Annotated in this window: 17 protein-coding genes; 6 read left to right on the top strand and 11 right to left on the bottom strand. The window is 69.2% G+C overall.

What is annotated here, in order from left to right; all coding sequences use genetic code 11:
• Positions 1-33: 33 nt before the first annotated feature.
• A complete protein-coding gene (locus OEZ60_RS05520; protein WP_263334010.1) occupies positions 34-816 on the top strand; it encodes an alpha/beta hydrolase in 783 nt (260 codons plus the stop codon).
• Here the strand turns inward: OEZ60_RS05520 and OEZ60_RS05515 are convergent.
• From OEZ60_RS05515 to OEZ60_RS05465, 11 genes are all read right to left on the bottom strand, one after another.
• On the bottom strand, positions 813-1,805 hold the full coding sequence (locus tag OEZ60_RS05515; RefSeq protein ID WP_263334008.1) for a P1 family peptidase: 993 nt from the start codon (positions 1,803-1,805) through the stop codon (positions 813-815). The two genes, OEZ60_RS05520 and OEZ60_RS05515, sit on opposite strands and share 4 nt — an antisense overlap.
• On the bottom strand, positions 1,805-2,155 hold the full coding sequence (locus tag OEZ60_RS05510; protein ID WP_263334006.1) for a cupin domain-containing protein: 351 nt from the start codon (positions 2,153-2,155) through the stop codon (positions 1,805-1,807). Before OEZ60_RS05510 ends, OEZ60_RS05515 begins: the two co-directional genes overlap by 1 nt.
• A gap of 66 nt (positions 2,156-2,221) precedes the next feature.
• Positions 2,222-2,962 carry a glucose 1-dehydrogenase gene (locus OEZ60_RS05505; RefSeq protein ID WP_263334212.1) on the bottom strand — a complete coding sequence of 247 codons (741 nt, stop codon included), beginning with the start codon at positions 2,960-2,962 and terminating at the stop codon, positions 2,222-2,224.
• 43 nt (positions 2,963-3,005) lie between these two features.
• Positions 3,006-3,269 (bottom strand): hypothetical protein, encoded by a 264-nt coding sequence (locus tag OEZ60_RS05500; RefSeq protein ID WP_263334004.1) that lies wholly within the window; start codon positions 3,267-3,269, stop codon positions 3,006-3,008.
• Positions 3,266-3,841 carry a DUF2953 domain-containing protein gene (locus OEZ60_RS05495; RefSeq protein ID WP_263334003.1) on the bottom strand — a complete coding sequence of 192 codons (576 nt, stop codon included), beginning with the start codon at positions 3,839-3,841 and terminating at the stop codon, positions 3,266-3,268. Before OEZ60_RS05495 ends, OEZ60_RS05500 begins: the two co-directional genes overlap by 4 nt.
• Before the next feature lie 6 nt (positions 3,842-3,847).
• A complete protein-coding gene (locus tag OEZ60_RS05490) occupies positions 3,848-4,207 on the bottom strand; it encodes a GerW family sporulation protein (protein WP_263334001.1) in 360 nt (119 codons plus the stop codon).
• A gap of 82 nt (positions 4,208-4,289) precedes the next feature.
• A complete protein-coding gene (locus OEZ60_RS05485) occupies positions 4,290-5,738 on the bottom strand; it encodes an aldehyde dehydrogenase family protein (protein WP_263333999.1) in 1,449 nt (482 codons plus the stop codon).
• Positions 5,728-7,326 (bottom strand): ABC transporter ATP-binding protein, encoded by a 1,599-nt coding sequence (locus OEZ60_RS05480; protein WP_263333998.1) that lies wholly within the window; start codon positions 7,324-7,326, stop codon positions 5,728-5,730. The genes OEZ60_RS05485 and OEZ60_RS05480 overlap by 11 nt, the downstream gene beginning before the upstream one ends.
• Positions 7,323-8,135 carry an ABC transporter permease gene (locus tag OEZ60_RS05475; RefSeq protein ID WP_263333996.1) on the bottom strand — a complete coding sequence of 271 codons (813 nt, stop codon included), beginning with the start codon at positions 8,133-8,135 and terminating at the stop codon, positions 7,323-7,325. Before OEZ60_RS05475 ends, OEZ60_RS05480 begins: the two co-directional genes overlap by 4 nt.
• Positions 8,132-9,076 carry an ABC transporter permease gene (locus tag OEZ60_RS05470; protein WP_263333994.1) on the bottom strand — a complete coding sequence of 315 codons (945 nt, stop codon included), beginning with the start codon at positions 9,074-9,076 and terminating at the stop codon, positions 8,132-8,134. Before OEZ60_RS05470 ends, OEZ60_RS05475 begins: the two co-directional genes overlap by 4 nt.
• A 59-nt stretch (positions 9,077-9,135) precedes the next feature.
• Positions 9,136-10,068 carry a LysR family transcriptional regulator gene (locus OEZ60_RS05465; protein ID WP_263333992.1) on the bottom strand — a complete coding sequence of 311 codons (933 nt, stop codon included), beginning with the start codon at positions 10,066-10,068 and terminating at the stop codon, positions 9,136-9,138.
• 137 nt (positions 10,069-10,205) lie between these two features.
• On the opposite strand from OEZ60_RS05465, the gene OEZ60_RS05460 reads away from it, so the two are divergent.
• From OEZ60_RS05460 to OEZ60_RS05440, 5 genes are all read left to right on the top strand, one after another.
• Positions 10,206-10,838 (top strand): sulfotransferase family protein, encoded by a 633-nt coding sequence (locus OEZ60_RS05460; protein WP_263333991.1) that lies wholly within the window; start codon positions 10,206-10,208, stop codon positions 10,836-10,838.
• Between the two features lie 67 nt (positions 10,839-10,905).
• Positions 10,906-11,337, top strand: a complete 432-nt coding sequence (locus tag OEZ60_RS05455) for a YybH family protein (protein ID WP_263333989.1) — start codon at positions 10,906-10,908, stop codon at positions 11,335-11,337.
• A gap of 311 nt (positions 11,338-11,648) precedes the next feature.
• Positions 11,649-12,854 (top strand): aminopeptidase P family protein, encoded by a 1,206-nt coding sequence (locus tag OEZ60_RS05450; protein WP_263333987.1) that lies wholly within the window; start codon positions 11,649-11,651, stop codon positions 12,852-12,854.
• 141 nt (positions 12,855-12,995) lie between these two features.
• Complete coding sequence (locus tag OEZ60_RS05445) at positions 12,996-13,529, top strand: HD domain-containing protein (RefSeq protein ID WP_263333985.1); 534 nt, start codon at positions 12,996-12,998, stop codon at positions 13,527-13,529.
• 134 nt (positions 13,530-13,663) lie between these two features.
• On the top strand, positions 13,664-14,470 hold the full coding sequence (locus OEZ60_RS05440) for a L,D-transpeptidase (protein WP_263333984.1): 807 nt from the start codon (positions 13,664-13,666) through the stop codon (positions 14,468-14,470).
• Positions 14,471-14,478 lie beyond the last annotated feature (8 nt).

Raw genomic sequence — 14,478 nt, 5'->3', positions numbered from 1 at the left:
GTCCAGCGTCCTGCCGGGTAGCGGTGGTTGCACATGAGATATGACGACGCTTACGCGAATGCAAAGTTTATCCCCGGCGGCGCCGATTACCCGCCGCGCTGGGCAAAAGGCGCGGCGACGTTCCGCGCGGCACTCGGGCAGCGAGCGCGGCTCGGGCTGCGCTACGGCCCCGCCGAAGCCGGCTGGTTCGATCTTTTCTTGCCTGATGCGGAGCCTCTGGGGCTGATGGTTTTCGTTCATGGCGGCTATTGGCTGGCCTTCGGGCCGCGCGACTTCTCGCATCTCGCCTCCGGCGCGCTGGCGCGCGGCTGGGCCTGCGCGATGCCCGCCTACACGCTCGCGCCCAAGGCACGGATTTCGGAAATGACCGCCGAGATCGCGGCCGCGCTGCCAATGATGGCTGGTGCGGTGGCGGGCCCCGTGGTCCTCACCGGCCACTCGGCGGGCGGGCATCTCGCGGCGCGCATGGCTTCCGCCGATGCCGCGCTGCCGGTGGTCGAGCGACTCACCCGGATCGTGCCGATCTCGCCGCTCGCCGATCTGCGGCCGCTGATCGAGACCGCGATGAACGCCGATCTGCGGCTCGATCAAGCCGAAGCCCGGGACGAGAGCCCGGCGCTTCACCCGCGCCGCCCCGGGACCAGCGTGCATGTCTGGGTCGGTGGCGACGAGCGCCCGGCCTTCCTCGATCAGGCGCGCAGGCTCGGCAATGCCTGGGCCTGCCCGGTGACGATCGAGCCGAAGCGCCACCATTTCGACGTCATCGAGGGGCTCAAGCCCCCCGACAGCCCGCTGATGGCGGCGCTTCTCGGTTAGGGGGCGAACTTCTGCCGCCAGCTCGGCAGGAGGTCGCCCGGACGCGCTTCCGCCGCATGGACACCCCGGGCGATGGCGCGGGCGAGGCAGCATGCGGCGGCATGGCCAAGCGCGAAGAGGTCGGCGACCGGATCGGCGAGCGGCCGCGCCCCGGTTGCCGCCGCGAAGACCAGATCGCCGTCAAGGAGCGTATGCGCGGGCACGATCGCCCGCGCCATGCCGTCATGCGCCGCCACCGCCACCCGATGCGCCTGGGCCCGGTCGAGCACGGCATCGGTGGCGACGATGGCGATCGTGGTGGCCTCACCGGGGCGCTTCGCGGGCACCGGCTCGGCACCGGGCGCGAACACGCCGGGCAGGCCGAGCCCGCCATATTCCGCGCCCATCTCCCAGGGCGCCGCCCAGAACTGCGGCCCGCCCCCCACCGTCACCGCGCCGAGCGCGTTGACCGCGACCAGCGCGCCCACCGTGACGCCATTGTCGAGCACCGCCGAGGCCGAGCCGAGCCCGCCCTTCAGCCCGTGCACGGTGGCCCCGGTCCCAGCGCCAGCCGTGCCGAGCGCGAACTCCGCCCCGGCTGCGTCCAGCGCCGCCCGGCCGAGCCGCCGGTAGGGATCCTCGGCCCAGTCCTTGTCGCCGCCATTCAGAAGGTCGAAGAGGATCGCCCCCGGCACGATCGGCACCCGCGCCTCGCCCACGGCAAAGCCACGACCTGCCATACGGAGCCCGTCCGCGACGCCCGAACAGGCATCGAGCCCGAAGGCCGAGCCGCCCGACAGGACCAGTGCGTCGACCTCGCTCACCAGCCGGTCGGGCGCAAGCAGGTCGGTCTCGCGCGTGCCGGGGGCGCCCCCCATCACATGCACCGCCGCGACGAAGGGCCGCGCGCCCAAAAGCACGGTCGCGCCCGAGCGAAGCCCGTGGTCCTCGGCATTGCCGACCACAAGCCCTGCGACATCGGTGATCAGGTTGCGCGCACCCGGCCGCATCAGATCCGCTCCTTGACCGCCGCCGTCGCCGGATCGCCGGTATTGGGCGTGTTCCGCGGCTCGATCAGCAGCACCTGCGCCTCGCGCTCCGCCCGTGGCCGGTGGCGCACTCCCTTCGGCACGACGAACAGCTCACCCGGACCCAGCCGATGGGTCTCCTCCTCGACATCGAGGAGCACCTCGCCCGCGAGAACCAGGAACAGGTCGTCGGTGTCGGGATGTTCATGGAACGGAAACTCGCCCTGGAACTTCACCACCATGATGTCGTTGCCATTGTAGTCCGCCACGACCTTCGGCTGCCAATGCGCATCGAACTGCGCGAGCTTCTCCGCGAGATTGACAACCTTCATGCCCCCATCCCTTCTTCTTTTCCGAAATATCCCGGGGGTCCGGGGGCAGCGCCCCCGGCTCCGCGCTCAGATGCAGCGCCCGCCATCCACCTCGAGCGCCACACCGGTGATCATCGCCGCCTCGTCCGAACAGAGAAAGCACGCCGCATTGCCCATGTCCTCGGGTGTCGAGAACCGCCCGATCGGGATCGTGGAAAGGAACTTCGCCCGCATCTCCGGCGTGTCCTCGCCAAGAAAGCTCTTCAGAAGCGGCGTCTCGCCGGCGACCGGGCAGATCGCGTTGACCCGTACGCCGGTCGGTGCCAGCTCGACCGCCATCGTCTTCGTCGCGGTGATCATCCAGCCCTTCGAGGCGTTGTACCAGTTGAGCCGCGGCCGGGGCGAAAGCCCGGCGGTCGAGGCGACGTTGAGGATTGCGCCCGCACCGCGTGCCTTCATCGCCGGGACCAGCGCGCGGGCGGTCAGGTAGACCGCCTTGCAGTTCACCGCGAAGACCCGGTCGAAATCGGCTTCGCTCACTTCTTCGAGCGGACTCGGCAGATGCGTCACCCCGGCGTTGTTGACGAGGATGTCGACCGCGCCGAAGGCTTGCGCCGCGGTCGCGGCCATCTCCGCCACGCTCTCGGCCGAGGCGACGTCGACGCGCCGGGCGATGCCGCCGATCTCGGCCGCGATAGCCTCGGCGGCCGTCGAGTTGATGTCGGCCACCATCACTCGCGCGCCCTCGGCCGCGAACTTTCGCGCGATTCCCGCGCCGAAGCCCGATCCCGCGCCGGTCACGATCGCCGTCTTGCCTTCGAGTCGCATCGCCGCCCTCCCGCCATCCAGCCTGCCGATTGCGGGCGTGAACTCAACCGCCATCTTGAGGCATCGCCGCCTCAAGGCGGTCGCGCAGAGCAGGAAAGGCCGCCTCGAGATCGGCTAGGGCGAGCGGCTGGCCCTGGGGGTCGACCGCCACGATCCCGTCCTTCGTGCAGATCACGATCGCGACCGGCCGCTTGGCGCCGGCGGCCCCCAGAGCGCCGGGCAGGCGCCATCCGTGTGCGCCCGTCTCGCAGAGCGCGGCAACGACGATGCCGCCAAGGCGGCGTGGCGGATCGAGGCGGAGCGTCATCGCGGCACCACGAATACGTCCCAGCCGAAGCGGAGCACCGGCCCGAGAAGGGCGATCGGGGTCAGGTACAATGCCACCTCCGCCTGCCCGGCGAGGCTTGGCCCGGTGAAGTCGGGACGCAGGTCGAGCGCGACCCGGGGCGGCCGCGGGGCATGGATAAGCAGCGCCAGCCAGCCATAAAGCTGCCCGGTCTCGGCCGGATCTGCGAGGCCGAACACGCCCGTGACCGCGACCCGGTCGAGATGGACCCGCCGCAGCACCCCGCCGAGCAGACGGGGCGCGGCGCGGACCATCCGCAGCGCGCGGCCACGCCCGCCGGCGTCGGGCTTCCGGCGCCTCTTGCGTCCCGGCGCTGCCGCCGAGGGGCGGCCGGGTGCGGGTCGGGGCTTGCGCCCTCCGGTGCTGTCGAAGACCGGCAGGGCCGGCGTCAGCCCGGCGACGAGCCGTGCTTCGGCCCTGAACCGCAGCGCGGCGCCCGCCTCGGCCCGGAGCCTGAGATGGACGGGCAGGGCGATCACCGCGAGAAGGGCGAGACCCGAAAGCAGTAGCAAGCCCCAGAGAAGGGCAGTCATCGCCCCTCAGCCCCCGGCTTTCGCCGCCCCGGCCGCGCCCGCGGCCTTTTCGATCGCTTTCGACGCGGCCTCGCCGAGCATCTGGGCGATTGTCGACATTGCGCCGTGGACGCCTTCGACCCGCGCGCCCTCCTTGTCGATGATGATCGCGCCCAGGGGCTTGATTCCGCCACCGCCGCCGGTACCACCGCCCTGGCCCTTCTTCATATCCGCGCCGCCTCCTGCACCGAAGGCGAAGCCGTAGCTGACGATCGGGATGATCGTCGCGCCGTCCTTCTCGATCGGGTCGCCGAGTACGTTCTTGGCGCTGAGAAGCCTTTCCAATTCTTCCACGGTTCCCTTGAGCAGGCGTTCGACATCTTCCATTGCTGTATCCTCCTGAAAGCCCGAGCCGCCCGCAGGATAGGCAAGGAAACGTGCCGAAGTCTGATCGTGGTCAATGACGCCGTCAGCCGTGGCGCGCAGCGACGGTTTTCAGGACCGAGAAGCCGTAGAGCGCCTCGAATCCCTTCTCGCGGCCGTGGCCGGAGCGGCCGACGCCGCCGAACGGCAGTTCGACCCCGCCGCCCGCGCCGTAGTTGTTGATGAAGACCTGGCCCGCGCGGACCCGCTTCGCCATCCGCATCTGGCGGGCGCCGTTGTCGCTCCAGACCGAGGCGACGAGTCCGTAATCGGTGCCGTTGGCGATGGCGACGGCCTCGTCCTCGTCGTCGAAGGGGATCACGACCTGCGCCGGCCCGAAGATCTCGTCGCGGGCGAGGATATGGTCGGGGCGGACATCGGCAAGAAGCATCGGCGCGACGTAATGGCCGCCTCGCGGCGCGCTCGCCGCGATCTCGCCGCGCGCCGCGACGGTGAGGTCGTCGGAAGCGGCGAGATAGCTTTCGACGATCTTCTTCTGGCGCGCGGAGATCAGCGGGCCGAGCTCGAGATCGTCGAGCGCGCGCCCGACGCGAAGCGCGCGGTAGCGCTCGGCCATGCGCTGGACGACCTCCGCGTAACGCGGCCGCTCGACGAGGATTCGCGAGGAGGCAGAACAGGTCTGGCCGGCATTCTGGATGCCGGCATTGACGAGGAAGGGCAGGGCGGCGTCGAGATCGGCGTCGGCGAAGACGATCTGGGGCGACTTGCCGCCGAGCTCCAGAGTCACGGGGACGACGTTCCCGGCTGCCGCCGTCTGGACGAGGCGCCCGACCGGGACGGAGCCGGTGAAGCTCAGATGCCGGACGCCGGGATGGGCGGACAGCGCGGCACCCGCCTCCTCGCCGAGGCCGGGAACGACGTTCAGCGCACCGGCGGGCAGGCCGGCCTCGGTGGCGATGCGGGCGAAGGCAAGGGCGGTGAGCGAGGCCTCCTCGGCGGGTTTCAGGACGCAGGCATTGCCCATCGCGAGGGCCGCGCCGACCGAGCGGCCGATGATCTGCATCGGGTAGTTCCAGGGCACGATATGGCCTGTGGCGCCATGCGGCTCGCGGAGGGTGTAGACGGTGTAGCCGTCGAGATAGGGGATCGTGTCGCCCATCACCTTGTCGGCCGCGCCGCCGTAGAACTCCATGTAGCGCGCGAGGGCTGCCACATCGGCGCGGGCCTGCTTCAGCGGCTTGCCGACATCGGTGGATTCGAGGATCGCGAGGTCCTCGGCGCGCGTCTCGACGATGCGGCCGATCTTCATGAGGACGCGGCCGCGCTCGGCCGCCGTCATCCGGCCCCAGTCGCCGGTCCTTGCAGCCTCGGCAGCGGCGACTGCTTCGTCGATCTCCGCCGCCCCGCCCTTCGCCAGGGCCCCGATCTCGGACCCCGTCGAGGGGTCCTCGATCGGCAGCGTCTCCGACGCTGGGCGCCAGGCCCCACCGGCGAGCCATTCGGTCGGGTCGAACCAGAGCCGGTCAATCGTCATGGGCCTCCTCCTTCCAATTGGCCGGGATCACCGGTGTCGCCGCGACGAGTTGCCGCGTATAGGGGTGGGACGGGCGGGTGAAGACGGTCTCGGTCTCGCCCTCCTCGACGATCCGGCCGGACCGCATGACGAGGACCCGGTCGGTGACGGCGCGCACGACCGAGAGGTCGTGGCTGACGAAAAGGTAGGCGAGCCCGTGGCTGTCCTGCAAGCGCGCGAGGAGGTCGAGCACCTGGGCGCGGACCCGGACGTCGAGTGCCGAGACTGCCTCGTCGAGCACGATAAGGTCGGGGCGGATGATCAGCGCGCGGGCAATGGCGACGCGTTGGCGCTGGCCGCCGGAAAACTCGTGGATGTATTTCGTCATGTCGCCGGCCTCGAGCCCGACCTCCTCAAGTGCCGCCGCGACGCGATCGCTTGCGTCCGTCGGGGTGCCGGTCAGGTGGAACGGCTCGGCGACGAGGCGGCCGACGCGGTGGCGGGGATTGAAGCTGCCGTACGGGTCCTGGAACACCACCTGCATCCGGGCGCGGAGCGCGCGCGGCATCGTCCGTCCCGCCGTCACCTCGGCCCCGCCGAGTCGCACCCGGCCCGACTGGATCGGGTCGAGCCCGAGGATCACGCGGGTCAGCGTGGACTTGCCGCAGCCGGATTCGCCGACGAGTCCAAGGCTTTCGCCCCTGCGGATCGTGAGGCTCACGCCGTCCACCGCGCGCAGGCGCGGATGCGGGGCGAAGGCAGTGGGGCGGGGGAGAGCATATTCGCGCACGGCTTCCTCGACCTCGAGGAGCGTCTCGGGCCGGGTCCGGGCCGTGCGCGCGGGCCGGTGCCCGGAAGCCGCGAAGAGCTTGCGCGTATAGTCGTGCGCGCGGGTGCGGAACACCGTCCCGGTCGCGCCGTCTTCCACGATGCGGCCTTGTTGCATCACAGCGACATGGGTTGCCATGCCCGCCACGACTGCGAGGTCGTGGGTGATGAGCATGAGCGCCATGCCTTCCTCAGCCGTCAGCCGCTTCAGGAGGTCGAGGATCTGCGCCTGGGTGGTGACGTCGAGCGCAGTCGTCGGCTCGTCGGCGATTAGGAGCTTCGGCCGGAGCGCGATGGCCATGGCGATGGCGACGCGCTGGCGCTGGCCGCCCGACAGTTCGTGCGGGTAGAGCGAGAGCGGGAACCGCTCCTCGGGCAGGCCGACGCGGGCGAGCCGGTCGCGGGCGGCGGCGCGGGCCTCGGCGCGGCGGGCCGCGCGGTGGATCAGGAGCGTCTCGGCCACCTGGTCGCCGATCGTCTTCATCGGGTTGAGCGCCGTCATCGGTTCCTGGAAGATCATGCCGATCTCGTTGCCCCGAAGCGCGGTGAGCCGTCGTTCGGGCAGGGAGAGCAGGTTTTCACCGGCGAAGCGCACCTCTCCCGCGGCAACCGTGCCGCTCGGCAGGAGGCCCATCACGCCAAGCGCGGTCATCGACTTGCCGGAGCCAGATTCGCCGACGAGGCCGAAGGTCTCGCCCGGCGCGATGTCGAAGGAGACCTCGGCGAGGATCGGCGTCGCGTCGATGGACAGGGACAGGCCCCGGACTGAGAGCAACGTCATCGGATCCGCCTCAGCCTTGGGTCGAGATGATCGCGCAGGCCGTCGCCGAGGAGGTTGAGACCAAGGACGGTGAGGACGATGGCGAGGCCGGGGAAGATCGCGACATGGGGCGCGAGCGTCACCATGGTCTGAGCCTCGGCGAGCATCCGGCCCCACGAGGCGGTCGGCGGCTGCGCACCGAGGCCGACATAGGAAAGCCCCGCCTCGGCGAGGATGCCGAGCGAGAACTGAATCGTGCCCTGCACGATCAGGAGGTTCGCGAGATTGGGCAGGATGTGCTCGACCGAGATCCGCGCGGGGCCTTTCCCCGCGACCTCGGCGGCGCGGATGAAGTCGAGCGTCCAGAGGGACAGCGCCGCCCCGCGCGTGACGCGGGCGAAGACGGGCACGTTGAAGATGCCGATGGCGAGGATCGCGTTCAGGGCCGAGGGGCCGAAGACCGCGGTGATCAGGATCGCGATCACGAGCGAGGGAAAGGCGAAGACGAGGTCGTTGAGGCGCATCACCGCCTCGTCGATCAGGCTGCCCCGGTTGGCGGCGGCGATAAGTCCGAGCGGCACGCCCGCGCCCATGCCGATACCGACTGCGACGAGAGCCACGGCGATCGAGGTCTGCGCCCCCGCCATCAGCATCGCGCCGATGTCGCGGCCGAAATGGTCGGTACCGAGCCAGTGGGCGGGGGAGGGCGGTTGAAGCCGCTCGGCGATGGCCATGGCGGTGATGTCGTAGGGCGTCCAGACCAGCGAGACGACGGCCGCGAGAAGTGCGGCCAGCGACAGGGCCAGGCCGAGGAGGAGCGGCAGCCTCATGCCCGTTTCCTCAGGCGCGGATCGATCGCGGCATAGGCGAGGTCGACGAGGAAGGTCACGAGGATCACCGCGAAGACGAGGATCATCACCACGCTTTCGACGACGATCAGGTCGCGTTGCGTGATCGCTTGGAAGATCAGCCGCCCGAGACCGGGCAGGTAGAAGACATTTTCGATGATGATTGCCCCGGCGATCAGGAACGAGAACTGCATGCCGAGGATTGTCAGGACCGGGATCATCGCGTTGCGAAGGGCATGGCGCAGGATCGTCTGGCCGCGCGTGAGCCCCTTGGCGCGGGCGGTGCGGATGTAGTCCTGGTCGAGCGTCTCGATCAGCGCCGAGCGAAGCACGCGGGCGAGGATCGCGGCCTGCGGCAGGGCGAGCGCGATCGCGGGCAGCGTCAGCGCCCTGAGGCCCGCGCCGACGCTCTGCCAGCCCGGAAAGCCGCCGGCCGGGAAGATCTGCCAATGGAGCGCGAAGACGAGGACGAGAAGCATCGCGAACCAGAAGTTTGGCAGCGCGATGCCGATCTGCGTCGCCCCCATCACGGCGGCATCCGCCGCCCGCCCGCGCCGCGCGGCGGCGAGAAGCCCGGCCGGGAAGGCGATCAGCGTGGCGAGCGCGAGCGCATAGGCCGCGAGCGGCAGCGAGACCGCGAGGCGCTGGGCGACGAGATCGGCCACCGACACCTTGTAGGTGTAGGAAAGGCCGAAATCGCCCCGCGCCATGCCGGTGATCCAGCCAAGATAGCGGATAGGTGGCGCGGCGTTCAGCCCGAGCCTCTCGCGGAGCGCCGCCACCGTGTCCTCGCTCGCGTTGAGGCCGAGCATGTAGGCGGCGGGATCGCCGGGCACGACCTCGATCACGGTGAAGATGACGAGGCTCGCAACCAGAAGGCTCAGGCCGAGCGAGATCAGGCGTCCGAGGAGATAGCGCAGCATGTCCCGCCCCTTTCCGTCGCCGAGGCTAGGGGGTGGCGCCGATCCGGTCCAGAGCCGGATTACGCTGGCGCGACCAGACGGTCGGGCGCGAGCTTCGCCTCGGCTTCCGCCTGCAGGCGCCGGTAGGCTTCGATCACCACCGAGCGGATCCAGCTCCCGGCGGCGTCATTGGCGAGCCGCGCGCTCCAGAAGAAACGGACCGGCACCGGGTCGAGCGCGACCGGCGGGCGCAGCGCGCGGAGGCCGTACGCCTCCATGTCCCAGGCGAGCAGCATCGCGGGGAAGGTCGCGAGGAAATCCGACTGGGCGAGGATCGAGGCGACCCCGGCCGAGTCGCCGATGAGCGCGGTGACCCGGCGCCCGCCGGCCGGGCCCCCGGCGGTCTCGGCGAAGGGGTTCTGGGCGGCGCGGGTGACATTGACCATCAGGTGCGGATAGCGGCGCCAGGCGTCGAGCCCCCAGTTCCGGACGGCCGGATGATCCTGCCGCGCGAAGGTCACCCAAGAGAAGGGCTCCACCACCTGTTCGTTCAGGCCGTCGGGCAGGCGCGGCGTGCCGCCGAGATGGGCAAGGTCGATGAGCCCCTCGCTGAGGGCGGCGTAGACGTCGTGATGCGGCGGCAGCCACTCGATTCGGACATGCGGCGACTCGCGCGCCACCCGTGCCGACACCTCGGCGATCAGCCGGGTGAGCGTCGGGATCGCGATGCGGAACACCCTGTCGCTGGTCGCGGGATCGAAGAGGTCGCGGGGCGCGATCACCCGCCGGATGCCGCGCAGGATCGGTCGGACATCCTCGATCAGCACCTCGGCATAGGGGCTCGGATGCATGCGGCCGCCGACCTTCACCAGCAGCGGATCGCCGAGCTGCTGGCGCAGGCGCGCGAGCGCATGGCTGATCGCGGACTGGGTCTTGCCGAGCCTGTCGGCCGCGACGGTGACGCTGCGGGTCTCCATCAGGACCTCGAACACGACCAGGAGGTTCAGGTCCACGTGGTTGAGATTAATTTCATTCATGATGCATGAAATCGTTTCGTTGGATTATTTAGGGCTACTGGCGCAGGATCTCGCGTGAAAACCGATCATTCGACGCGCATCGTCAGTTTCATTCATAATGGAGGGACGCGCACATGGCACTCAAAATCATCGGTGCGGGGTTCGGCCGCACGGGCACCTATTCCCTGAAGCTCGCGCTCGAACAGCTCGGCTTCGATCCCTGCCATCACATGGCCGAGGTGATCGGCAATCCGGCGCAGGTCGCGCTCTGGACCGAGGTGGTGAACGGGCGGCCGGATTTCGGCGCGATCTTTTCGGGGTTCGGCGCCGCGGTCGATTTCCCCGCCGCCGCCTACTGGCGCGAGATCCACCAGGCTTTTCCGGAGGCGAAGGTCGTCCTCTCGGCGCGCGATCCCGAACGCTGGTACGAGAGCTTCTCACAGACGATCCTGCCGGTCTTGACCGACCGGGCTTCCTGGCCCGATCACGCCAAGCCCTGGTTCGAGATGGTCGAGGCGGTGGTGATCGGCAAGGCCTTGGCCGGACGGACCGACCGCGACGGCATCCTCGCGGCCTATCGCGAGAACGTGGAGGCGGTGCGCCGGCTTGAGAAGGAGGGCCGCGGCTTGAGTTTCGCCGCGTCCGAGGGCTGGTCGCCGCTTTGCGCCTACCTCGGCTCCGAGGTTCCGGGCGAGCCCTATCCGCGCACCAACGCAAGGGAGGAGTTCTTCAGCGCCTTGAAGGCGGGCCTCGAAGCCGAGGCATGAGGCGCCATAGCGAAGGAACGGCAACGAGCGGGCTGGTCCCGCGACTTCTGGAAAGGGAGGATCGAGAATGTCCAGTGAAAGCGATGTCCGCGCCGCTTCGGAACGGTTCTACGCGGCATTGAACGCGATGGCCAATGGCGACAACGGCCCGATGGCCGATGTCTGGTCGGCGAGCGAGGGGGCGACCGCGCAGCATCCGATCGGTGGCCGCAATCTCGGCCGGGCTGATGTCGTGGCCTCCTTCGGCGCGGTCGCGAAGGCGGCCACGGGGGGTGAGGTCGCGCTGCTCGACCAGAAGATCGAGCTTGGCGGCGACATGGCGGTCGAGACCGGGGTGGAGAAGGGCAGGGTGACACTTGCCGGGCACGCGGCGGAGATCGAGCACCGGGTGACGAATGTCTACCGCCGCGAGGGCGGGGTATGGAAGATCGTTCACCACCACACCGATCTCTCGCCGGCACTCCTCGACGTGCTGGATAAGTTGAAGGCCGGAGGGTGAGCTAGCGGCGGCCGGCCGGGGGCGCTGCCCGTCGTCCATTGGCTCTCGAAGCAATGGCGCACCAATGGACGACCCCCGGGATACTTCTGCAATGTAGAAGGAGGAGCGGTCGCCCGGGGGACGCAATGTCGTTTTTCGGCTAGCCGGGGGCGGGACGGTTGCGCTAGAAGGCGAGCGAGCCGTGGCGATGGCGTCGCCACAGGGGCATCTGCCCCGCCGCTTGCGGAGCGATCCGCCGCAGTCCTGTACGCCGGGACCTTTCGGGGTTCCTGTGCCTGAGGTCCGGACCCCATCAAGTGAGGTCTGTAGAAATGACGGAACGTCCCCAGCAATACCGCTTCCACCAGGGCGAGAAGACCCTGCCCTTCGCCGCGTCGGAATACGACGCGCGCCTCGGCGGGCTCCGCGCGATCATGGATGCGCAAGGCGTCGATGCGGTCGTGCTCACCTCGATGCACAACATCGCCTATTATTCCGGGTTCCTTTACTGCTCTTTCGGGCGGCCCTACGCGCTCGTCGTCACCGCGACCGAGGATGTGACGATCTCGGCCGGGATCGACGCGGCGCAGCCCTGGCGGCGCTCTCACGGTGACAACATCACCTATACCGACTGGCAGCGCGACAACTACTGGCGCGCGATCGTGTCGGTGACGGGGCCGGGCAAGGCCATCGGCTACGAGGGCGATCACCTGACGCTCCTGCAGTCCGACAAGCTGAAGGCGTTCCTCGCGCCCGCGAAACTCGTCGATATCGCGCCGGCGACTATGAAGCAGCGGATGCACAAGTCCGCCGCCGAGATCGCGCTGATCAAGCATGGCGCCAATGTCGCCGATGTCGGCGGCTTCGCGATCCGCGAGGCGGTGAAGGCCGGCGCGCGCGAGATCGACGTGGCGATGGCCGGGCGCGACGCGATGGAGCTGGAGATCGCCAAGCGGTTTCCGGAGGCCGAATACCGCGACACCTGGGTCTGGTTCCAGTCGGGGATGAACACCGACGGCGCGCATAACCCGGTCACCGCGCGCGAGCTTCAGGTCGGCGACATCCTCTCGCTCAACACCTTCCCGATGATCTCGGGCTATTACACCGCGCTCGAGCGCACGATGTTCGTGCGCGAGGTGGACCCGGCCAGCCTAAAGATCTGGGAGGCCAACGTCGCCGCCCACGAATACGGGATGAGCCTTCTGAAGCCCGGCGTCTCCTGCGCCGAGGTCACCGCGAAGATCAACGACTTCTTCGAGGAGCGCCAGCTGCTGCAGTACCGCACCTTCGGTTACGGCCATTCCTTCGGCGTACTCTCGCACTACTACGGCCGCGAGGCGGGGCTGGAACTGCGCGAGGACATCGATACGGTGCTCGAACCCGGCATGGTGATCTCGATGGAGCCGATGCTCACGATCGGCGAGGGCCAGCCCGGTGCCGGCGGCTACCGCGAGCACGACATCCTCGTCATCACCGAGGATGGCAACGAGGATATCACCAAGTATCCCTACGGGCCGGAGTTCAACGTCGTCGGCTGAGCCGCTTGACGGCGTGACGCGACGGGTTAGAGTGGAAGGTGGCGGCCGGCGACGGTGCGCCACCTTTTCCTTTCATCGCAACGCTCTGGCGCACCGCACCGATGGTGCGATGGCGGCCTGCGTCGACTACAGGAGGTATTCTTGCCCGATCTGATTGCCCGTGCCGAGGCTTTCGCCCGGCAGGCCCACGCGGGCCAGACCCGCAAGGGCGCCGCGTCCGAGCCCTATGTCATTCATCTCGAGGAGGTCGCGGGCTTCGTGCGGCGTCACGGCGGCGACGAGATCGCGCTCGCCGCGGCCTGGCTGCACGATACCGTCGAGGATTGCGACGGCGTGACAGCGCGCGACATCGCGCGGGTCTTCGGTGCGGCGGTGGCTGCGGTCGTCGCCGAGCTGACCGATGACAAGGCGCTGGCGAAGGCTGAGCGCAAGCGGCTGCAGATCGTCCATGCCGCATCGAAGTCGCCGCGCGCGGCGCTGGTGAAGCTCGGCGACAAGACTTCGAACGTCCGCTCCGTCGCGGCCTCGCGGCCCGTGGGCTGGAGCCTGGACCGCTGCTGCGCCTATGTCGACTGGGCCGAAGCCGTCGTGGCGGCGCTGCCGGAGGCGCCGGAGGCCGCGCAGGTCGAGTTCCTCGCGGCCGTCGCGGCGGCACGCCGGACCTTCGGTTCGTGAACAAGGGCAGCGCGCCCGGTGCCGGAGCGGTGGCGCCGAACGGACACGGGTCGCTGGCCGGCGGATCAACGGGCTTTTGCAAAAGCCGTTTTCGATGTTAGGGTTAGGCCAAGAAACGCGATATTGGATACCTGATGCGAGATTTCATTCCGACCCGCCGCTCGTTCCTGGCGCTTGCGGGGAGCACCATTCTGTCGGCCTGTGCCAGTAGCTCGGACGAGGTCTTTTCGGAGACCTCGGGCGACGGCAGCCGGAACTACGGCTTCACCCCGGTCGAAGGCTACGAGGCGCTGCCGGACAACGGTTACCTGCTGCCGCCGGTGCCGCCGCGCTACCTCGACTGGCCGAACCGCCGGCAGCTCGTCTACTACGAGGGCCGCGAGGCGCCGGGAACGATCGAGATCGATCCCCACGCCAAGTTCCTCTACTACATCCTGAGCGACGGCACCGCCTGGCGCTACCCGATCGCGGTCGGCCGGGCCGGCCTCAGCATGAAGGGAACGACGGTCGTCCGCCAGAAGAAGGAATGGCCGGGCTGGCAGCCGACGGCGAACATGCTCCGCACCCAGCCCGAGGTCTATGGCGCGTTCCGTAATGGAGTGCCGGGGGGGCTTGCCAGCCCGCTCGGCGCGCGGGCGCTCTACCTTTACCGTGGCAAGCGCGACACCCATTTCCGGATCCACGGAACCAACGACCTCGGCTCGATCGGCAATTCCGGGTCGGCCGGCTGCATCCGGCTCTTCAACCAGGACATCATCGACCTCTACAACCGGGTGTCGGTCCCGACCACGGTGAACGTGCGGACCTACGAGGACTCGCTCCGGCTCGTCGGCCCCGGCTACAGCCCGCGCGGGCGCGAGCTGCCGCCGACGATCGTCTCGCCCGAGACGATCTACGGTGCGACCGCGGTTCTGCCGGTCGGGATCGACATCGGATCCTGACCGGCCGC

The sequence above is a fragment of the Albidovulum salinarum genome, from assembly GCF_025673475.1.
In the GTDB taxonomy this organism is placed as follows: domain Bacteria; phylum Pseudomonadota; class Alphaproteobacteria; order Rhodobacterales; family Rhodobacteraceae; genus Albidovulum; species Albidovulum salinarum.
This window is presented reverse-complemented; position numbering and strand designations above follow the sequence as displayed.